This is a genomic window from Pedobacter petrophilus (assembly GCF_009674725.1).
In the GTDB taxonomy this organism is placed as follows: Bacteria; Bacteroidota; Bacteroidia; order Sphingobacteriales; family Sphingobacteriaceae; genus Pedobacter; species Pedobacter petrophilus.
In genome coordinates, this window is sequence record NZ_WKKH01000027.1 from 48,572 (window position 1) to 69,118 (window position 20,547).

Here is a 20,547-nt window from a genome sequence, read left to right on the forward strand (position 1 = left end):
ATATTTAAGGTTTGCCTTAAGTTTTAATTGCACAGCACGCCAAATTACCTGAAAAATAAGGGTTACATGCAAATATTACAGCAACTGAAGGGCTTAAGATTACCGGTCATCTGTGATGCCTTTTTCCTAATAGACTTATCAAGTAAAAACAAAACCTGGCTGCCTAAACCTCTATTATACCTCTAAACTAGAAGTAAGGCAGCACAGGAATTGCCCTCCAAACTAAACAGGATTTTTTGGCTTCAAGGCAAGTAGAAAAATAAAGGGGCATTTTTTGGGACGAATAACGTAAATGGAATGTTTCAGAAGAGATTTGAACGCAAAGAAAAGTGCCGCTTTGAGATTAAGCGAAGAAGGTAAATGCACTTGATTTTCTTTTGGGTTCATACTCATATTGTTTGAATATGAGTCTTGAGGGAATGAATAACTGTGGGCTCTTCAAACCATGATCACTTAAAAGTTTCTGAAGCCTTATGTTAACATGGAATTACAGCAGAGCCCACAACTATTTCGACGCGCAAATATAGCACATACAGTGAAGTTGTGGGTATTAATCTGCTGACTTGCGTTAACGGCTTCAGAACGGTGATCGCAAGACTCTTATTAATACCTAATTATAATACACGAATGTAACATTAAATTATGATATTCCAAATTTGTTTAATAATAGGAACTGATGAGTTTCGACTCTCGTCAGTAAAATAATATTCAAATCCGATCTGAGAAAGCTACTATTAAACTAAATCTGTTGAGTGTCTTCGAATTATCTGTAGATAGGGATGTCTATTCGGAGTACTAAAGTAGCACCAGAGATTTTGAAAAACCGGAAGATATTCGGGCTTCACTTATGGAACCTAATAACAGACAGACAGGCCATGAAGACTTCCCTATGCTAATGATTTTTCCACATACTTTTAAAATAGTTTATTAAGTGAAGATAATCACACAACAATACACTATTCAACTGATAATTAATTAAATAACTAAAACCATAATTATTTACCATGCTGCCAGCAATAACCCTCACCATCTCCACTCCGCTTGCATTGGCTTCCTTTTTTTGTTATGGCCTTGCATCGCCCAACATAGTGAGCAGTTTTAATCTTTGTGGTGATGCTGCCAGAAAAGGTATTAATTTTCTTTACATTTTTCGTGCTGCAAACCCCACAACTACCACCTGCCCCACAATGTTTACAATGGCTACAATTGGAGCAAGCCGAACAAGGGCTGTTTCCATAACAGGTAGCAACGGTTTCTTTAACTTTAATATTGTCTGGTGCGGTATGAAACAGTGTTAAACTTAACACCATCAGGATAATCGTTTTCACGGGAGATGGTTAAATAGATGTGACAAAGGGTTAATTCAGCAATAAATTAGGAGAATTTTTTAAACAACACAATACTGAATAGTGTGTATTTTAAGTACTTCTTCACTGTATTGATATCGCTGGTTAAAGATACAGCCCTGCCAGAAACTGAATTTACGGAAACCCGGAATGGTAGCAATTCACTTTGAAAGATACTAACTTGGCCTACCTGCGCTTTCTGCATCAATAACCTAACTATTGAACTTTTGGGTACTAAAGTGACCAGAAATTAAGGGCCTTGATTATTAAATATCAAATTTGAGTTTCTATTCATTCGGATTTTTATTCAACAGCCTTATTTTTATACCGTTCGCGTGATTCCATCACTTCAGGGATATGAACTGTAGCCCAATCAACTAAAGATGCTATTGCCGGCAAGAGACTTCTTCCCAAATCGGTAAGCGTATATTCTACTCTTGGAGGAATCTGGGCATACATTTTCCGAGAGATCAAGCCATCTGCTTCCAGATTTTTAAGCGTTATGGTTAACATCTTTTGTGAAACAGTTTCTATTTTCTGATTCAATTCTCCAAATCGCTGCGTTCCAAATTTACCTAACAGAGAAATAACCAATATAGACCATTTATCTCCAATTCTATCGAGCAAACTGCGAACGGGACACGTATCACTAAAATTTTTCGAATTATTTTCTATCATAAACTACTTATTATCAGCATTAGTTACCCGGAGGTAATTCAATGACAAAAAAGTGCCTTCTTGTTCGCCTCAAATCTACGTTATAACTTTCGCTTTCTAACGGGAGTTAAAATAAAGAAATAAGTGTCATAAGTATATTATTAATAGCGCTGTCAATGAAAATATTGAAGAGAAATACAAGCAAATCAATTAATCAAAACTGTTATGATGATAGTATCCGCCGAAAAGGATTTGCCTTTATTACTTACCAGATGCCATGCAGGCGATAGAACTGCTCAGCGGGAGCTATACCAGCGGTATTATAGCTTCGCGATGGGTATCTGCATTCGATACGCGACCAATCGGCTGGAATGCGTTAAGATCATGAATAATGGGTTTTGCAAACTTTTTGCTGAGCGTGATTCAATAAGGCATATTGCGGATTTTCCTGCAAACCTTCAAAAAATTATGATCAACAGCATACTAAATCATTATCAGGATGAAGTAAAACTGACATTTAAAGAATCAATTGTTAACAACAAAATACGTAATGATCACGCAATTGATAAAAGTTTAATTAACCACCACCTGCTATCTGCACTGCAAAAACTTCCGGTAATCCAGCGGATTATATTTAATTTACATACCATTGATGGCTACACTCATTTTGAGATTTGCAAGATGATGAATGTGACACATTCTTTTTCGGAACGTTTTCTATTTCTTGCTAAAAATACATTGAGTAGCATGATGATTTAATTTTCCATCCACAGACTATCCGCCTCTCACCTCCGTTATAGAAAAGCATAACATTAAAAACTACAACTTCACAGAATAATTTAAGAATATGGAATTCACAAAAACTTACGTAGTAAAAGATGAGCACATTGATGTTCAAAACATCATGGATGGATTATATTATCCGTTTTACATGGAATATTGCAGACATGCATTCATTAAAGAAGTTCTTGGTTTTGATTTCGAAGAAGAGGCTAGAAAAGGGATTCACATGGTGCTCTCTAATTATAGCATCCAGTTTTTAAGATCATTAAAGAGAGGTGATCAGTTTACGGTAACATGCGAATTATGCGGAGATGCCAAAGGTTTACCGAAAGTTCATTTTAAACAATCTATTTTGATGAATAATAAAGTAATGACTAAAGGTGTCTTCACCGGAACATTTGTTCCTGCTGCCGGAGGAAGACCTTATTTACCTGAAAGTATGTTATTACTTTTGAAGGATACACCCGTTTACGAGGGGCAATAACTCAACAAAATGAATCTACGGTGAGCTTGGCTGCTATAATTATAAACAAGCTTACCAAATTTATTTATAGGTTTTATAACGGGTGAAACTTCCAATCACGAAGTTTGCCCGTTTTTTGTTACGTTATTCTATTCTGTAATCACTACTCTAACCAGTGTTTAATCTAATTAATCGGCTAATCAAAGTAAGATTAACTTATGCATAATTATTCCTGCCCTTTTTGGGCACGCTGTTGCTTTTATTCTTTAAGCTTTCAGTCTTATTTAACCAGCACAATCTTACCGATGTGGTCACCAGATTCAAGCAAACGATGCGCATCTGCTGCCTGATCAAATGGCAGGGTTTTATATATAACAGGCTTAAATTTTCCCGCTTCTATTTTTGGCCATACATTTTCTAAAATATCTGAAGTCAATTTGGCTTTAAATCCGGTATCCCTCGCACGCAAGGTACTTCCAGTTATGGTGAGTCTTTTCACCATCAGCTTCCAGATATCCAGATTGGTATTTTTTCCTTCAATAGCATTGATATGCACAAGTCTGCCATCATTGCGAAGGATGCTTACATTCTTATCAAGATAAGAACCGCCAATGCTATCCAGAATTACGTCCATTCCTTCTTCAGCCAGTTTTTTTGCAAAATCTTCATTTTTATAATTCACAAAAACATCAGCGCCAAGTTCGAGGCAGGCTTTACCTTTCTTATCAGAACTTACAGTAACGAAGACCTTAGCTCCGAAAGCCCTGGCCAATTGAATCGCCGTAATGCCGATTCCCCCACTGCCGCCATGAATAAGTAAATTTTCTCCCGCTTTAAGCAAACCCCGTTGAAAAACGTTTGACCAAACGGTGAACACTGTTTCAGGAAGTGTAGCTGCCTGTGCAAAGTCAAATCCAGCCGGGATTGGCAGACACTGCGTTTCTTTTACTGCAACATAATCTGCGTAGCCGCCACCTGCCAGCAAAGCACAAACGCGATCGCCAATCTTCCATTTATTAGCATTTGATCCACAAGATTTAACAATTCCAGCTACCTCCAAACCAGGTATATCCGCTGGTGCTCCTGCCGGAGCCGGATAGTTTCCTTCTCTCTGGAATATGTCGGGACGATTTAAACCAGCGGCCATCACTTCGATTAAAATTTCTCCATCTGCAGGGATAGGATCAGGGTAGTCAACTAGTTGTAGCACATCTGCATTTCCGGGTTTAGTAATTTTTACTGCTTTCATGAGGTTTTAATAAGTTATAGTGGCAATGAAGTGGTATCAAACATTTAATTGGAACCAGGTTGCATATTTATATCATCACCACAACACCGATTACATTAAGTTTAACCCTGAAATAGAGATATTGTTATTTGAGTTTACAACTTATAATATTTTATGGCGGCGGGTTTACATTTTACATGCTTTAAAATGCCAGCGCTTTAATGATGAACCGCAAATAAATTGATTGATATGAAGAACGACTCCATAAAAAATATAGCTAAAAAATCAAGTGACGTAAAATCCGACAATTTAATGAAACATATTGCGATTAAGACTGGCTATTGGATTTAAAACTAAAGACAATTATTACAAATGCATAAAAAGCCCCGCAAAGATGCGGGGCTTCATTTTTAGAGATGCTATCCAGAATCTCTACTCATAAAAAAATAAAATGCGATTAGTTATATGCATTTTTGATGAATCTTAATCGTCCCATTGATTTAATTCTAACCTTTAAATAAACGGAATACAGTCAAATCCGGTTCTTATAGCAGCATGCATTATACAATTAAATGACAAAAAGATACTTCAGTGGTTAACTAATAACAAATGTGAGACGCTGCTATCATGATGAAGTAAAACACCCATGAACTATCTGTAATGGGCATCTCAATTTTTCTTCAGACAGAAGTCCGGTAAATAACTTATCGGCTTCCGCTCAGCTTATTATATCGCTAGTCTGGTACTTTTACCGTAGGTCTCTTTAAGCTCGTTTACCCGGCTTAAGGGTGTGATTGCAACATTTGGATTTTCATGACCTCTATTATCTTTGTTTGATACCTGTATTTTTGATAGCCATATCTATTTCTTCATACTGACCTAAATTGGTCATTTGCAAACCTAAAATCTTCTTTCAAAAAAATCCGGTTTCCCTTACTATTGGATAACCGCTGTTAATTGACCCCATCCCCGCCAAAAATATTTTTCTCATGAAACCCTATTTAGTAATGAGCTTACAAATAATTAAAATCGGTAAAACGGAGTCAAACTAATTGGTTTGCCCGCTTTTAACTATCAAAACAATAGCTTAACAAGCTCCGGATGTATATCTACATGTTGATCGAAACAAAGCCATAGTTAAAATTTTATTTTTTAAGTTGAATTTTTAAGAATTTTTGAAAGAAACTTACAGATAAAACTTACGGATAAAACTTGGCAGTACAACGAGTAGCAATGGCAATGCAATGATAAACCCACCGATTACTGCAATTGCCAATGGTTGATGAAGTTGTGCACCTGCGCCAATGCCCAATGCCAACGGCATTAACGCAATAATCGCACCCAGTGCGGTCATCAATTTAGGCCTTAACCTCGTAGAAACCGCAAAAGTAATCGCATCATCTACATTCTTATCGTGCAAGGATTCCCTGAACTGCAAAAATGTAAAAATTGCATTTTCACTAATAATCCCAACAATCATAATCAGTCCGGTATAACTGCCAACATTTAATGGAGTTCCTGTTATAAATAAGGCCAAATAACTACCTGATATACCCAGGACAGCAATCAACAGGATTAAAAAGGCAATTTTGAAATCTTTAAAAAGAAATAATATCACACTAAAAACAAGCAGACTTGATGCAATGAGAATAGTTAGTAGTTCAGTAAAAGATTGCTGTTGTTCTTTGTATGCGCCACCGTATTCAATATGGTAGCCTGATGGGAGGTTTACTTTGGTCTTAATTGCTGCCTGAATATCTTTCATTACACTCCCCAGATCCCTGTTATCCAGTCGGGCGGTAATTGCTCCAATGGTTTGCAGGTTTTCTCGTTCTACTTCGGCACTACCCGATTTAAGCTCAACTTTTGCAAGGTTCTGAATTGGAATAGCAGTGCCGTCGGGCAAAAAAATCTTCATCCTCGAAATATCAGAAATGCTAAATTCCCTGCTGCCCGGATAAACCATTCTAATTGAAGAAAGTTGCTGTTTATCATACAAATCACCGATAACATTTCCCTGCATAGAAGTTTGAACCTGGAACTGAAATGATGCAGGCGTTACACCATATTGAGCCAACATGGTAAAATTTGGCTGAACATTTATGGTGGGCCCGGACAGTACAATCCCATCAAACACATCGGCCGTTCCACCCACTTTAGAAACCAATTCGGCCACCTGCTTAGATAATGTCTGTAGCTTTAGCTGGTCATTTCCAAAAATTTTAATCTCGATTGGCTGCGTCGAACTCATTAAATCGCCCAGCATATCGCCAATTACCTGACCAAAATCAACTTTGAGTGCGGGTTGAGTATGTTCGATATGTGTTCTGATATCCGAAATCACCTCATCGGTACTTTTTGTTCGATTGGGCTTTAGCTGAATGAGGTAATCACCTGTATTTGGCTCCGTAATAAAAAAGCCCATTTGAGTACCCGTTCTTCTGGAATAAGCCTGAACATCAGGAATTTTGACGATTTCCTTTTCCACTTCCCTTAAGATCCTGTCGGTTTCCTCCAGCGATGTTCCCGGAGGAGAAGCATAATCCAGGACGATACTGCCTTCATCCATTTCGGGTAAAAACCCTGTTTCTAAACGCGGAAAAACGACTGCAATGGAGGCGATTAATATCAGTATAAAAATAAAGCTGATGTATGGGCGCACGATAAAGTAGCGTACCCAGTTTTGAGATTTAACCTCGTGAAAAGCTGGTGCCTTGCCTGATGCGTTGTCATGTGAATTTTTGGTTAAAAGTAAGTAAATAACGGGCAATCCAATCCAGGTTACAAAAAATGAGCAAATGAGGGTAATGATCATCGTATTGGTCATCACCTGAAAATAGGAGCCAGCAACACCTGTCATGAGCACAAAGGGTACAAAAATTACGATGGTACTGATGGATGAACCAAGCATCGCCGGAAAAAGATAACGAATAGCCCGGCCAAGTAGAGGAATTGTCGGTTCATCGGGATGTTCCTCATGGGTACGATGAATTTGTTCAACCACCACAATGGCATCATCAATAATGAGTCCGATGGCTGCAGCTATCGCACCCAAAGTCATAATATTTAAAGAGTAGCCGATACAGTAAAGCACAATCACTGTTAAACACAAAGTAACCGGAATGGTAATGAGGATGGTTGCGCTAGCTTTAAGCGAACGCAGAAAAATAATAGCCACAAGAATGGCTAAAGCCAAACCAATCCACAAACTATCGCGAACACTTTTTACCGATTCGTTAACAAAATCTGCCTGCACATAATAGGGCTTGATTGCAATGCCCGGTGGAAGAATATTTTTTAGTTGATTAACTTTCGCTGCCATTTGGCTTGAAAGATCGACCAGGTTTGCATTGGGTTGCTTGATAACAGCAATTAGAATTCCATCTTTTCCGTTAGCATTTATCCTGGTGTATTCAACGCTTTGCTGTATGCTTACCTCGGCAATATCGCTAATTTTTATGTTGCGGTTTCCCTTTCTGGCCAATACCAAATCTTCGAGGTCGCCTTTGGTTTTTACTGTAGCATCAGTAACAGAAAGATACAGGTAATTATGGTCGGCTAAATAGCCGTTAGATTTAATAAAGTTGGTTTGCGAAAGCGCATTGCTAATCTGGTCTGGCGATATACCAAGTGTTTGCATCTTTTGCACATCCATTTCCAGCCAGAATTCCTTATTCTTCCCTCCGATTACACGAATTTCAGATACACCTGCAACCTGAGAAAGAAACGGTTTTACGGAATAAGTAGCGATTTTTTTCAACGCTGCGGGCGAATAGTTATGGCTTTCTAAACTATATCCGCTAACGGGCAAAATCGATGGATTCATTTTTTCAACCGATACATTTACCCCAGCAGGCAGGCTTGCACTTATTTTAGCAATCTGCGATTCTATCTGCTGCTGGGATAAATTGATGTCTGCACCCGGATTCATAAATGCCGATAATTCGCAGGTCCCTCTGCTGGTTGTACTTCGAACCAGCTGTAGGTCCGGCACCTGTTTAACCGCATTTTCTAAAGGACGGGTAACTGTAATCACCATTTTATCTATCGGCTGGAGCTCGGCATCGGCTATTATTTTAATTTTCGGAAAAGTAATTTCAGGAAAAAGCCCGGTTTTCAGCTGCCCGAACGAATACACACCGCCAACAATAATAATCACCAGCACTGCCAGGATTGGATTCTTATGGGAGATAAAATAGTTTTTCATTGCTATTTCTGAATTTTGACTTTAGCGGTATCTGCAATTCCATAATTTCCGGAAGTGATAATCCTATCGGTTTTCAGAAATTTCGGGCTCAATACTTCTGTTATATTGCCATTTTCAATACCTTTCTTAACATTAACCTTTACCGCGGTAGAATCATTAATGAGCTTCATCACCCAGAATTCATCTTCTGTTTCGTTGGCAAGGACCGCAGATTTAGGTAGGACCCGGGCATTTGCATGACTTATTTTGCTCAACCTGACCTTACCAATTAATCCCTCCGGGATATCTTTTCCAGAGGGCACTTTGATAATATAGCGCTGTGTTTGGGCTAGGGAATCAACGGAAGGCATGGTTCCGGAAAGGGCGCCAGCCAGAGCAGTTCCATCAGGTAATAATACACTTAAGTTTCCATTTTGCCTGATGATTTGGTTCAGCTCATAAGGCAAATCCAAAAGAAAAACCAGACTATTTCTGTTGCTGATGGTTGCCAAAGCCTCCCCGTCCTGCACGTAATCCCCTTTTTGATGGTTAACCTGAACAATAACCCCCGCTTTTTCTGCCCGAATTGTTGAAATTCCCGAAAACTTAAACCCGGGGTCAAGTTTGTTTACCGTATTGCCAATTGATCTGGCTTCTTTGGTTATCAGAGAAAAAAGCTTTTGTCCGCTGTTCACTTTTTGTCCGGTCTGTGCATTCATTTTTTCGATGTATCCATTAATGTTTGCCTTAACGAAGCTTTTCTCTAAATAAGCAGAAACGGCTGAAAACTCAACAAATTCTGATAGCGAACGATCGGCTACATGTGTTACCTGAACAGGTGTAACCGGCGATGGAGTGTCTTCTTCAGTGGTTTCGGGCGCAGAACTACTGCAGGAAGAAATTATGATCGGTACAGCTATGAGGCCGTAAATTAATTTTAAGTATTTTTTCATTACCGGTTCCAATAGTTGTATTGATTAATAAGCTTTAATCGATTGATGGTGGATTGCCTCAGCAAATTTTGGGCAGACATGTAATTATTTATAGCGATTATAAAATCAGCAACGCGTAAATCGCCGGTATGTATTAGTTTTGCATCTACCTCTATTAATCCTTTACTAAATCGTATCTGTTCATTAATTTTTACAAAAAGGACATCTGTTTGAGTAATCTGCTGGCTGATTAGATTGAGTTGTTGTTGCTGTTGCCTGCTAAAAAAATTGCGATAATTGTTTATGGTTGCTGATGCAAGGCTTAGCTTATTATACTGCATTTTTTTTTGATGTCCATCATAAATCGGAACTGAAAAAGTAAAACCCACACTTGTACCAAAGTTTTTATAAGGCTGAAGTACCAATGAAGAGCTATAACCGCCATTTGCATACAGGCCTAATTTTGGCTTATAATTAAGGGAAATGGCGGTTTTTTGATTTTCATTTCTTAGGCTATCTAATTCAAATTTCTGACCGAAAAAACTTTTTTCAATAAATAACCTTTCAGATTTTAGTTTTGGTTCGTTAAGTTGAACGGAAGCAATATCGGTAATTCCTGAAAGATAGTTTAGCGTAGCAAGATCATTTTTAAACTGCAGCTCTGCCTGGTTCAAAGCAAGTTCTTGCTGTTTAAGAGTTACCAGAAAGGTTAAGTATTCTGATTGCTTGTAAATATTGCTTCTTGTTAAAGTTTTTAATAACTCTTCTTCTTTTCGAAATAAAACCAACACTTCACGGTTAAAATTTACTTGCTCCTGGCTGGCAAAAGCAGTTATGTATTGGTCTGCAATAGAGCGGTTTAAATCTAAAGCTGATATTTTTGCTGCATAACCAATGGAGTCGCTCTGCAGTTTTATACTTAGCAACTGATTATTGATCCGTTTTTTGTTGAGCAAATCATAATTTACATTTAATAATGCATCTAAAGACTGGCCATTACTTAAAACTTCATCGTAACCATAACCTTTTATAATTGGTGCATAAAGCCCGCTTGATGTGCCAGTAACCTGAGGTTTTGATGTTGCTTCGGCGATAAGGCTATCTATACCTGCGGCCTTGCTTTGATTTTCTAAATCTTTAAGCAAAGGACTCGATATCTTAGCTTGATTAAGATAAAATTCAAGATCTTTTGTTCGCTCCTGTGCTTTCACAAAAATAAAAGAGCCTAAGAGCGCAAAAAGAAGAGAATATTTCAATTTCATTTGCAAAAAATTAATTCTGGAAAGATAAAGTTTGTACCATTTTACGGTAAGTTGTAAGTAAATTAAATGCGTGAGTACACCTTTACCAGCGTTTCATACTTAGCACATAACCGTTTTACAACCTACCCGAAATCATCAAACCCGATGCCCCTGGTTGATAAAATGGCATAAAAGTAAACTTGCTATCTTTTTTCTTATTGAAAATTTGTTTCATATATGGATAAATTAGATAAGCAATTTTGGTTGAGGCGATTCCAAATCCAGCACCTGCAACCACATCACTGAACCAATGTTTGTTGTTATACATTCTCAAGGTTCCTGTTGCGGTGGCTACGAAATAGCCGGCATAACCAATCCATGGGTTAACATCCTTATATTCCTGATGCAAAAATTCTGCAGCCATAAAAGCTGATGCCGTATGCCCCGAAGGAAAAGAATTTTCACCATTGCCATTAGGTCTTTCTCTGCCCACACCTTGCTTTACAAAATGAGTTGAAACACCCATAACTGCGGCAGAAGTTGCATAAAGCATGGTTGCATCGAAAAGATTGTGTTTTCCTTTTATGCCTGAAAGGTTTAGTGCATAAACCGCAGCAGCTGGCGCAAACTGCAAATAATCATCAACATGGGCTGCAAATAAAGGATGATCTTCCTGTAATTCAGCTTTGGTGCTTAAATCAAGCTGCCTTAATGCGCCTTTATCATAAACTGCGGCAACACCATAACCCATAAGCACAACTGGGGCAATAAATGTTGCTGGCTGAAACTTCTTTTTTGGAACCAGATTGCCTGCATACCAACGACCCAGAGAATCTGGAACAACATCATTTTTCAATGAATCAAGATTTTGGGCAAATGAAGATAATGTTGATGCAATTAGCAGCAGCATTAAATTTAGGTATTTAGCCATATTAAGGTTTTACACGATTACCATTTGCGTCAAACAAGAGATCTCTTCCCTTTACTTCAGCCTCATATTTTACCGTGCCATCAGCCTTGGTAATTTTAGCCGACTCGGCAATCTTCATGCCTTTTAGCTTAGCTAGTACAGCTGCAGGAAATTCACTCGATTTGATTGAAACCTCAGTTTCTATTAAAAAACCTGTGGTAGTATAAACTTCTGAAGTTTCTTTACCATTTAGGGTAAACTCAGCCTCATAATTTTTCTTTTCCATTTCCCAGTCTTCTTTAATACCGGGATGATTTTTTGCAAAGGCAGTTTTAACTGAAGCTGGTACTTTTGCTGCTGCAACTTTCTGTGCGAATGTAACGGTAACCATACCGCCCATAAATAAAAAAATTCCAAAAATCCTTTTCATAGTTTTTATTTTTTTATCAAAACTATAAGGCAATTATGGAGGAATTCTGTAGTTAGGATTCAGGATTTAAAAAAAACGGAAAAAATGTGCAGTCCGTTTATTTGCTGGTAAGTAATCTGATATCCATATAGGTTACATACTTGTTTGGTAATGGCTAATCCAAGCCCCAGGCCTTCAGATTCGTTAGATTTTGAGAACCTATCGAAGAGCCTCTCTTTTTCATTAAAATTCTTTCCTGTGTTAGAAATAACCAGGGCAGTTTCGGAGAGTTCTATCACAATTCTTCCACCGTGCAGGTTATGTCTTACCGCATTACTGAAAAGATTATTTAATACAATATCAGCAAGATAGCGACTCATGACTACTGTTTTATTGCTCAATCTAACTTCAATAGTTAAGATATCCTTTTCAAAAAGTTCCTGGAATTGCCTTACTTTGGACTCCACAAGATCTTTAAGATCAATCTCCTGTGCATCTGTAATTAAATTATTTTCGATTTTAGCTAGCAACAAAAGGGATTGGTGCAGACGGGAAAGTCTGCCAGTTGCCTGATAGATATCTTCTAATAATGTACCCTGTTGCTGGGTGAAGGGTTCGGATTGTAAGAGTGAATCAAGTTTAGAATTAATCACAGCCAGCGGCGTCATCATCTCATGTGAAGCATTATCTGTAAAACTCTTGAGTTCCCGGTAATCCTGCTTCACGCGGTCAGCCATGGCGTTTACCGATTGGTTAAGCTCAATAAATTCATCTATTCTTGTAGTATCTCTACTTAAAGCTTCCATTTTGGTCACTTCAAAAGATTTCATCCTTTTCAGTGTATTATAAAAAGGCATCCAAAGTCTGCTCAGTATAAAGCGGTTAATTATAAACATTGAGACGAGTAAAATGAGCGTCACCCCTAATGTGATCAGCAGGATTACCCGCACCAGATCCTCTGATTCGACCCTTGATTTTGTAATGGTAACCTGAATATTTTGGCCTTTTAAGTTGACTGTTGTAACCAGACTTCTTCCTGGTTCCTGCTCGTTCTCTTTTTGATTTAAGTAGGTCGTATTGTTGAATTCACGAATATCATTTGAGTTCCCTGGCGACTGGCGATAAGAAACCTGCTGATCGAGATAGGTTGCCGGCAGGGGCAGCTTTTGATAAGTATGTGTATACTGCCTGATTTCATTTTCCTCAACCGCTAAATCCTTATCAAGTTTATTGGTTAGGATAAGGTGAATAAAAAAATAATAGATTACACCAGTTATAATCAGCGTAACCGAAGAGGTCAGGATATTAACCCTGTTGTAATGGGTAGATAACTTCATGCGTCTGTAAATTTATACCCAATGCCATATACAGATTTAATATAATCGTTTGCACCTGCCTCGGCTAGTTTCTTTTTTAGATTTTTAACGTGGGTATAAATAAAATCGAAGTCATCCGACAGATCCATTTCATCGCCCCAAAGATGTTCTGCCATCGCATTTTTGGTTACCACCTTATTTTTATTTGACAGGAAATAAACAAGCAGATCAAACTCTTTTTTTGTTAGCGTAAATGAATTATCGTTCACAGTAATTTTCCTTGCAGATACATCCACCTTAATCTCATTAAATTTGATGACATTATCTCCATCGAAATTTTTCCTACGTACAATTGCACTCACCCTTGCTTTCAATTCTGAAAGATGAAAGGGTTTAACTAAATAATCATCTGCCCCCAGATCAAGTCCTGAAAGCCTGTCGTCCAGAGAATGTCTTGCAGATATAATAAGTACTCCGTCTTTTTTATTAGATTTCTTTAACTTCGATAAGAGGTCCAGCCCTTCGCCACCGGGTAAACCAAGATCTAAAAGAATACAATCGTAACTATAGAGTTCAATTTTTTCACTGGCCGTATCAAAATCCGGGGCATGTTCACATATATTTCCCTCTCCGGTGAAATAAGCAAAAATGCTTTCGTACAATGCATGTTCATCCTCAACAATCAGTATTTTCATTCTTGCGTAATTTACATTTTATATTCAAAATGGATAAATAGTATTAGCCAACTAATCAAACCGGCTTTTAAGCTTTTCTAAATTGAGCGCTTTTTTTTGCTGAAGTATATTTCTCCCGTAATCCGTAAAATATATATGAGCCGATAACATGTTTAAATTTAGTTCATCCCATTCAAGATCAGTATAAAAAAGATTGAGATTTGTTTCCCATTCCGCTTTTAGCCGGCAGGCATAATCCTGATAATTAGAAAGCGAAAAATGGTAGAAATCCGCATCACAAATTACTTGTTCTATCTTACCATCAGGATGTTGCGGAAATTTTGTAGCGACAATGCATTTTTTGACAAGTTCTATTTTTTCCGTTTCTAAGCCATTTTTCTCCAAAAATTCTGATGCAATTCTGGCACTCTCTTCTTCGTGTCCCCAATATTTCTCGGTATATCCTACATCATGAAGAAAAGCCGCAAGTATCAGTATTAAAAGCTCATCCTCGCTTACGCTCTCTGCTCCTCCAATAAGCTTTACACCTTCCACCACCAGTAAGGTATGTTCGAGATTGTGAAAATACATTTGAAGAGAAAGTCTATTCTGAAGACATTCCTTTACAAAACCTTCCACCTTGGTCAACAGGATCTCATTTGCACTATTCATATTCATATTAAATCTTCACAAGAATAATATTCAAATCTGGAGAAAATCTGGAGCATGTGTGTATCCAGTTATTAAAATATCATTTATTCTAATTTGTTGTGATTATACATTAAAATTTTCTTTTCGAGACAATACAGTTTATCTACAGATTTGAGCGCTATTTTTACTCAAATTACAAATCAGGATGATGTGGAAATGCTATGCGATTCTTTCTGCTTTTTTTGCTGCAGCGACCGCTATACTTGCTAAAGCCGGAATAAAGGGGGTGAGTGGAAATCTTGCTACAGCGATTCGAACGGTCGTTATTTTATTCATTGCCTGGGGAATTGTTCTGGCAAGCGGGGAAATTTCTGAGTTGAAAACTTTGAGCAAAAACAATCTGATTTTTCTTGCCTTGTCTGGTGTGGCTACTGGTCTTTCATGGATTTTTTATTTTAAAGCTTTAGAAACAGGGAATGTTTCGAAAGTTGCGCCTATCGATAAGCTAAGTGTTGCAATAGCGATGGGGCTTGCATTCCTGATTCTAAAAGAACCCATTGAGACAAAAACCCTCATTGGCGGGTTAATGATAGTTGGCGGTAGTGTTGTGATTTTACTTTAGCAGAAGCGATGCCAAAAGGTTAACACCAATAAAAAAAGGGCTCCTGCAAAATAGCTGAACCCCCTTTTCCTATTGGCCGGAAGCCTTAGAACTTTAAGATAAAGTTTCCCGTAAATCTTGCCGGAGCTTGTGGAGTTAAGCGTACAGACCAGGCCTTTTCGCTGGTCAGGTTATCAACCTTGAAACCAACCCTGAACTTGGCATGGTCATAAAAAACACTTGTATCAAAAATCTGATATGAAGGGATAATGAATTTTGTGTTGTATGTATTGGTATAGTAAGATCTGTCTCCCGTATTGCCTCCAAAACCTGCTCCCAATCCCTTTAATTTTCCTTGAGGAAAACGGTAACTTACCCAAAAGTTAACCGTATTTGGCGGGCCGGACTGACCTGGACGGAGACCGTTATTTCTGAGGTCGCTTGCATCGCTAACTTTGCTGTTGTTATAAGCATAGCCGGCTACAATATTTAAACCGTCAACTGGATTGGCTGTCAGTTCGACCTCCAAACCGCGGCTTAACTGCGATCCGTCCTGAACACTATAGTTCACATCAATTGGATCGGGCCGCAAAATATTTTTAACCTTGATATCATAATAACTGACAGTTCCTACCAGTTTATGTTCAAAAATATCGGCTTTCATTCCAAACTCCAACTGGTTTGCATGTTCAGCCTTAAAGCCGCTACCATCTCTGGCAACGCCACTCTTGTTGAAAAATCCGTTCATGTAGTTTCCAAAAAGTGACATGTGGTCTTTGAAGACCTCATAGACTAATCCAAATTTCGGAGAAAAGCTAGTCTGATTATATGGTCCAGCCTGAATGCCACCCACACCCAGCCCGCCTGAAGTCAGGCCGGTTGAAATATTATAAACACCTTTGTACTGGTACCGGTTTGACCGCAAACTTGCCATCGCTGTTAGCTGGTCGGTTATGTTAAACACGTTAGAAACATAGGCCGCATAGGTATTGTCCCTGTTGGTTTCCTTACGAAGCGTGCCTCTTGATGTTAAAGAATCGACTTTGAACTGGCTCACGCGGTAACTTGCAGGGGTATTGATAAAATCAACATCGGGAAGGTTCACCGTCACACGGTCGAAGTCATTGTAATTGTTATAATAATCCAAACCAACAACTATCCTGTTGCGGTGACCGGCAATCTTAAAATCACCGATAAAGTTCTGCTGAAGATCTGTTGCGATGAACTGGGTATACCCTACAATTACGTTCGGACGGATGGTCGTTTCTGTCCTCCCGTTTAGGGCGGTAATATCGCCACTGATGGAAGAGCGGGCCCTGGATAGAATGGTCTGTGAAGTCCACTCATCAGAAATTTTGTAGTTGATCTGTCCAAAGATATTCATCATTTGTGTCTTATAGGTCAGATCATTACTCAAGAATGTTTTATTATAGGGAAAGCCAATATCAGCAATAGAACGTTCCACGCTGGTCTGTCCTGCCGGAACAGCTACGTACGGGTTCAGCCTCACTACCGAAGTACCCTTCGCCTGCCCAAATTCCACATCAAGTAAGAGTGACAACCTGTCGGTAATCTGGTAAGAGAAACTTGGCGCAACATTTACGCTATTTGTATAGCCCAAATCCTGAAAACTATGCTCCCAGGTAGTAGCCCCATTTAGGCGAAACAGTGCCGTACGGTCTTCATTGATCGGTGTGTTGACATCAACAGTAAGACGGTTGAAGTTCCAGCTTCCGGTTGTATAGCCCACTTCTCCACCAAAACCGTTGTATGGTTTTTTGGTTACACGGTTATAAAGACCGCCGTAACTGCTGGCGATGCTATTCCCAAAAAGCGTAGCAGAAGGGCCTTTAATCGCTTCAATCCTTTCCAGGTTTGCCGGATCGATAAATGAAAATGCAGCCCCTGCAACACCATTTCTTGCGTTCGGCTCGGTGTCAAAACCACGTGAACGAAAGGTTACGCGTCCCTGGTTTGCAAGCATCGGGATACCCGCCCCGGGTACATTCTTGGATATGCTACCAAGATCTACGGCCATCTGCTCCTGAAACAATGCCTTTGGAACCGAGTTATAAACCTGAGGATTTTCAAGGTTTTTAAGAGGTAGTCTGGCGATATAAACACTTTCTTTCTGTGTAAATTTGTTGGTCGCACCGGCTACGGTTACCTCCTGTAGTGCCTGCACATTTTCACGCTCAAGCCTGTAGTCCTGTTTGGCTGTCTCGCCTTGTACCACATTAACCTGAAGATCTTTTTGGGGATTACCGAGCAGTTGAAAGCGCACTGTATATCTTCCAGGGGCAATGTTGCCGAAAACATAATTTCCATTCTCATCAGTAAGGGTAGATTTACCGGTTTCCAGGAGCGAAACCGAGGCTGAGGCATATGGCTGTCCATCTATCAGGGTAACCTTTCCGGAGATTTTCCCTGGTTTCTGAGCAAAAGTAGAAATCCCCGCCACAAGCAGGCAGGCTGTCAATAATAAGTATAAATATTTCATCAAATAATGTTCTGTATCTTTCTAACCGGCGGCAAATATAGAAACATTATTTATAACTAGTCTAAATTAATATATTGAAAGAAAAATTCAACATTTGGTTCTTACTCTATAAAGAGGCAGAAATTACACCTATGCCGGATGCTTGTGTAGGCAACACCCTTAAAATTTCCGGATTTTAGATCGGACCAGTCCATCCGGATATTGTACATGCCTTCCATTGTAGCAGAAAAAACAGCTTCCCCATTTTCGTTCAGAATAAGTTCTTTCTCCCAGTTCTCCGGATTGAATACCCTAAGCTTGGTTTTGGCTTGTTCCCTTTTTTTGTCCCGGAATGCTTTTATGTTAATTGTTTTACCTTGCTGCTGAACGAGAAGGTCCAAAAACTGCACAGGCTTTCCCTGAGGCGACGCAGTGCCGATGAGGTACTGTCCGCAAAGATAATCTATTGGAAGGATATTTTCCCCGCCGCTTGCTGACCTGTCTACAACTGGATGGGTACAGTTAATGCCTACAATTCTGTATTCGCCATTCTCTGTTGGCAAAAAATTCATCTGCCAGCAGTCGCTTTTCTGTACCATTTTCAGCTGTGTGATGCTTCCTTTAGGACTAAATAATTGAAAAGTAAATGCTCCTGCCAGGAGTAGTTCTTTACCTGTCTGCCTATGGCGAATGCCAAGTTCATCAATATTCCCATATACCAGCTCAATGTTAACCGGCGCATTTAAATGGCGGTTTTCCTTAATTTCCATCCAGTATGCACTCGCCTGACTCAAAACTGGAAATAGCATAAGTACACCAAAGAAGAGATAGCTGGCTATTTTGATTGATTTCATTGGGTAAAGCTAAATAGAATGTGAAAATAAACCATACTTTTTCAAAGTTTCGGAGTCTTTGGGCCACTACAGAATTGGAGTCTAGCTTTACTTTTCGGATCCGGAGCTCCTACCGGGTCTGTGAATGAAACGAATTGGTAATCTAAACAATTATTTTCATATAGACTATCATCAGAAATATTCTTGGTGACAATAAGCATTAGCACAAATAAAGGTTATAGATATACTACTTATAGAGTAAATCCTGATCAAGCTGAAAACCGAATAAACGTGGTACTTATTGGTGCAGAAAGCCTGAGTGCAGGGTTTATAGGCAGCTTTGGCAATACGCAAAATATAACCCGAGCTTGATTCTCTTGCCAAATCAGGGATGCTTTTCACCAATCTTTATGCTTTGTCCAGTCAGAGCATCCTGGATGCTTTTACTGCGAAATGAGAAAGTCGCAATACAAGTACGCTATCTTAAGCTGGGAGAAGAACGGGGACGAGCTAACCAGCTACTTTGACTTCCCACTGGAGATCCGTAAAATCATTTATACCACAAACGTGATTGAAAGTCTGAACAGTGGCATAAGGAAATTCACTAAATCAAAGAATCTATTTCCCGATGACCAGGCGGCTCTAAAGGCTGTCTATTTTTCGGTAATGAATATTCCGAAAAAAGGAAAATGCCTTGTGAGAGATTGGGGTAAAATTATTAATCAGTTTAGTATTATATTTGAAAATGTGCTGAAAAGCTATTTTAGGAGGGGTCAGCTGCAAGTGCTCAACTGTTAACTACTACTACAAAAAAGATTGCTTCACGCCCTCGCTCCACCTCCGCTTCGGTTCACAAGGACGATTTATTGACGGCACCTTTTTAAGCACCATGCTTCTGCCCTCTGCTATTGCCACCCTGCTCTCCGGCCTGGGAGATGATGGAAGGAGAAAACGTTAAAGCTTAAACCACAAACTTTCAACCACCACTACCCAAGGCAGCGCGTCCGTCCCGATCCTTCATCGGGAACTTGTGCTGCCGAAACAAAGCTTTAACGATTTTATCCGACATCAGATCCAAGCCTTGATTGTTTGCTTCTTTATCATCAAGGATAAAGAAGATAGCCCTTCGGCGGCAAGCCGAGGCAAGCCAGTACAGCGGAAATTCTCCATTGCAAACTGAATGACAGGGAGGAAAAAAAATTAGAGTAATTAAAGTAAAATAACCACCCCCGCCCCTTCTAAATCAGGAGGGGAGTTTCCCTCATAGTTTTACACAAAAGCCCTGATCCGCCTAGCGGCAGAGATAGATCCTGAAACAAGTTCAGGAGGACGAGCGTTTTAACCCACCATTCATACTATTGCAATAGAGCCTGTACTAACATCAAGAACCGTATAAATCCAAAGTCGAACCTTGCTATTACCACCCTGCTCTCCGGCCTGGGAGATGATGGAAGGAGAAAACGTTAAAGCTTAAACCACAAACTTTCAACCCACAACTCCCCAAGGCAGCGCGTCCGTCCCGATCCTTCATCGGGAACTTGTGCTGCCGAAATAAAGTTTTAACGATTTTATCCGACATCAGATCCAAGCCTTGATTTTTGTTAAACTTTTCATCAAGGAAAAGTTTAGAGCCCTTCGGCGGCCAGCCGAGGCAAGCCAGCGCAGCGGCCAAATGATTGATAAGCCACAACAAGATAGATTGCTTCACGCCCTCACTCAACCCCACGCTTCAGTTCGCAAGGACGATTTATTGATGGCACTTTTTTAAGCACCATGCTTCTGCCCTCTGCTATTGCCACCCTGCTCTCCGGCCTGGGAGATGATGGAAGGAGAAAACG

The 20,547-nt window shown here is 39.4% G+C and carries 16 protein-coding genes and 1 pseudogene; 4 read left to right on the forward strand and 13 right to left on the reverse strand.

Annotation, left to right across the window (positions count from 1 at the left end; translation table 11 throughout):
* Positions 1-995: 995 nt before the first annotated feature.
* Both GJU39_RS15985 and GJU39_RS15990 read right to left on the reverse strand, forming a co-directional pair.
* Positions 996-1,328, reverse strand: coding sequence for a hypothetical protein (locus GJU39_RS15985; RefSeq protein WP_154281991.1), 333 nt, complete (start codon positions 1,326-1,328; stop codon positions 996-998).
* A gap of 321 nt (positions 1,329-1,649) precedes the next feature.
* Positions 1,650-2,024 carry a winged helix-turn-helix transcriptional regulator gene (locus GJU39_RS15990; protein ID WP_154281992.1) on the reverse strand — a complete coding sequence of 125 codons (375 nt, stop codon included), beginning with the start codon at positions 2,022-2,024 and terminating at the stop codon, positions 1,650-1,652.
* Between the two features lie 204 nt (positions 2,025-2,228).
* On the opposite strand from GJU39_RS15990, the gene GJU39_RS15995 reads away from it, so the two are divergent.
* Entirely contained in the window at positions 2,229-2,762 is a 534-nt protein-coding gene (locus tag GJU39_RS15995) for an RNA polymerase sigma factor (protein WP_154281993.1), read from the forward strand.
* An 88-nt stretch (positions 2,763-2,850) separates the two neighbouring features.
* The gene (locus GJU39_RS16000) at positions 2,851-3,270 is read left to right on the forward strand and encodes an acyl-CoA thioesterase (protein ID WP_154281994.1); all 420 of its coding nucleotides are present in this window, start codon (positions 2,851-2,853) and stop codon (positions 3,268-3,270) included.
* A 259-nt stretch (positions 3,271-3,529) separates the two neighbouring features.
* Here the strand turns inward: GJU39_RS16000 and GJU39_RS16005 are convergent, their stop codons facing one another.
* The 9 genes from GJU39_RS16005 to GJU39_RS16045 form a co-directional block, all read right to left on the reverse strand.
* Complete coding sequence (locus GJU39_RS16005; protein WP_154281995.1) at positions 3,530-4,498, reverse strand: NAD(P)H-quinone oxidoreductase; 969 nt, start codon at positions 4,496-4,498, stop codon at positions 3,530-3,532.
* Between the two features lie 1,165 nt (positions 4,499-5,663).
* On the reverse strand, positions 5,664-8,684 hold the full coding sequence (locus GJU39_RS16010; protein WP_154281996.1) for an efflux RND transporter permease subunit: 3,021 nt from the start codon (positions 8,682-8,684) through the stop codon (positions 5,664-5,666).
* Between the two features lie 2 nt (positions 8,685-8,686).
* Positions 8,687-9,616, reverse strand: coding sequence for an efflux RND transporter periplasmic adaptor subunit (locus GJU39_RS16015; RefSeq protein ID WP_154281997.1), 930 nt, complete (start codon positions 9,614-9,616; stop codon positions 8,687-8,689).
* Entirely contained in the window at positions 9,616-10,857 is a 1,242-nt protein-coding gene (locus GJU39_RS16020; protein ID WP_154281998.1) for a TolC family protein, read from the reverse strand. Before GJU39_RS16020 ends, GJU39_RS16015 begins: the two co-directional genes overlap by 1 nt.
* Positions 10,858-10,972: 115 nt before the next feature.
* Positions 10,973-11,767: a phosphatase PAP2 family protein gene (locus tag GJU39_RS16025; protein WP_154281999.1), complete on the reverse strand. Its 795-nt coding sequence runs from the start codon at positions 11,765-11,767 to the stop codon at positions 10,973-10,975.
* A 1-nt stretch (position 11,768) separates the two neighbouring features.
* On the reverse strand, positions 11,769-12,176 hold the full coding sequence (locus GJU39_RS16030; RefSeq protein WP_154282000.1) for a hypothetical protein: 408 nt from the start codon (positions 12,174-12,176) through the stop codon (positions 11,769-11,771).
* 59 nt (positions 12,177-12,235) lie between these two features.
* Positions 12,236-13,492, reverse strand: a complete 1,257-nt coding sequence (locus tag GJU39_RS16035) for a sensor histidine kinase (RefSeq protein ID WP_154282001.1) — start codon at positions 13,490-13,492, stop codon at positions 12,236-12,238.
* Positions 13,489-14,166, reverse strand: a complete 678-nt coding sequence (locus GJU39_RS16040) for a response regulator transcription factor (protein ID WP_154282002.1) — start codon at positions 14,164-14,166, stop codon at positions 13,489-13,491. Before GJU39_RS16040 ends, GJU39_RS16035 begins: the two co-directional genes overlap by 4 nt.
* Positions 14,167-14,217: 51 nt before the next feature.
* The gene (locus tag GJU39_RS16045; protein ID WP_154282003.1) at positions 14,218-14,823 is read right to left on the reverse strand and encodes an HD domain-containing protein; all 606 of its coding nucleotides are present in this window, start codon (positions 14,821-14,823) and stop codon (positions 14,218-14,220) included.
* A gap of 178 nt (positions 14,824-15,001) precedes the next feature.
* Between GJU39_RS16045 and GJU39_RS16050 the strand changes: the two genes are divergently transcribed.
* The gene (locus GJU39_RS16050; RefSeq protein WP_342448215.1) at positions 15,002-15,418 is read left to right on the forward strand and encodes an EamA family transporter; all 417 of its coding nucleotides are present in this window, start codon (positions 15,002-15,004) and stop codon (positions 15,416-15,418) included.
* Between the two features lie 85 nt (positions 15,419-15,503).
* On the opposite strand, the gene GJU39_RS16055 is transcribed toward GJU39_RS16050, so the two are convergent.
* The gene (locus tag GJU39_RS16055; protein ID WP_154282004.1) at positions 15,504-17,897 is read right to left on the reverse strand and encodes a TonB-dependent receptor; all 2,394 of its coding nucleotides are present in this window, start codon (positions 17,895-17,897) and stop codon (positions 15,504-15,506) included.
* Positions 17,898-17,998: 101 nt separating this feature from the next.
* Entirely contained in the window at positions 17,999-18,730 is a 732-nt protein-coding gene (locus GJU39_RS16060) for a hypothetical protein (protein WP_154282005.1), read from the reverse strand.
* Between the two features lie 397 nt (positions 18,731-19,127).
* Here GJU39_RS16060 and GJU39_RS16065 point away from each other — a divergent pair.
* Positions 19,128-19,507 (forward strand): annotated as a pseudogene (locus tag GJU39_RS16065) (transposase); the annotation flags it as partial.
* Between the last annotated feature and the right edge of the window lie 1,040 nt (positions 19,508-20,547).

Excerpts from the sequence above, each read along its gene's own strand:
- GJU39_RS16060 (WP_154282005.1), bottom strand. The coding sequence starts at position 18,730 with ATGAAATCAATCAAAATAGCCAGCTATCTCTTCTTTGGTGTACTTATG.
- GJU39_RS16035 (WP_154282001.1), bottom strand. The coding sequence starts at position 13,492 with ATGAAGTTATCTACCCATTACAACAGGGTTAATATCCTGACCTCTTCG.
- GJU39_RS16040 (WP_154282002.1), bottom strand. The coding sequence starts at position 14,166 with ATGAAAATACTGATTGTTGAGGATGAACATGCATTGTACGAAAGCATT.
- GJU39_RS16045 (WP_154282003.1), bottom strand. The coding sequence starts at position 14,823 with ATGAATATGAATAGTGCAAATGAGATCCTGTTGACCAAGGTGGAAGGT.
- GJU39_RS16055 (WP_154282004.1), bottom strand. The coding sequence starts at position 17,897 with ATGAAATATTTATACTTATTATTGACAGCCTGCCTGCTTGTGGCGGGG.
- GJU39_RS16020 (WP_154281998.1), bottom strand. The coding sequence starts at position 10,857 with ATGAAATTGAAATATTCTCTTCTTTTTGCGCTCTTAGGCTCTTTTATT.
- GJU39_RS15990 (WP_154281992.1), bottom strand. The coding sequence starts at position 2,024 with ATGATAGAAAATAATTCGAAAAATTTTAGTGATACGTGTCCCGTTCGC.
- GJU39_RS15995 (WP_154281993.1), top strand. The coding sequence starts at position 2,229 with ATGATGATAGTATCCGCCGAAAAGGATTTGCCTTTATTACTTACCAGA.
- GJU39_RS16025 (WP_154281999.1), bottom strand. The coding sequence starts at position 11,767 with ATGGCTAAATACCTAAATTTAATGCTGCTGCTAATTGCATCAACATTA.
- GJU39_RS16010 (WP_154281996.1), bottom strand. The coding sequence starts at position 8,684 with ATGAAAAACTATTTTATCTCCCATAAGAATCCAATCCTGGCAGTGCTG.
- GJU39_RS16000 (WP_154281994.1), top strand. The coding sequence starts at position 2,851 with ATGGAATTCACAAAAACTTACGTAGTAAAAGATGAGCACATTGATGTT.
- GJU39_RS16050 (WP_342448215.1), top strand. The coding sequence starts at position 15,002 with ATGATGTGGAAATGCTATGCGATTCTTTCTGCTTTTTTTGCTGCAGCG.
- GJU39_RS16005 (WP_154281995.1), bottom strand. The coding sequence starts at position 4,498 with ATGAAAGCAGTAAAAATTACTAAACCCGGAAATGCAGATGTGCTACAA.
- GJU39_RS16015 (WP_154281997.1), bottom strand. The coding sequence starts at position 9,616 with ATGAAAAAATACTTAAAATTAATTTACGGCCTCATAGCTGTACCGATC.
- GJU39_RS16030 (WP_154282000.1), bottom strand. The coding sequence starts at position 12,176 with ATGAAAAGGATTTTTGGAATTTTTTTATTTATGGGCGGTATGGTTACC.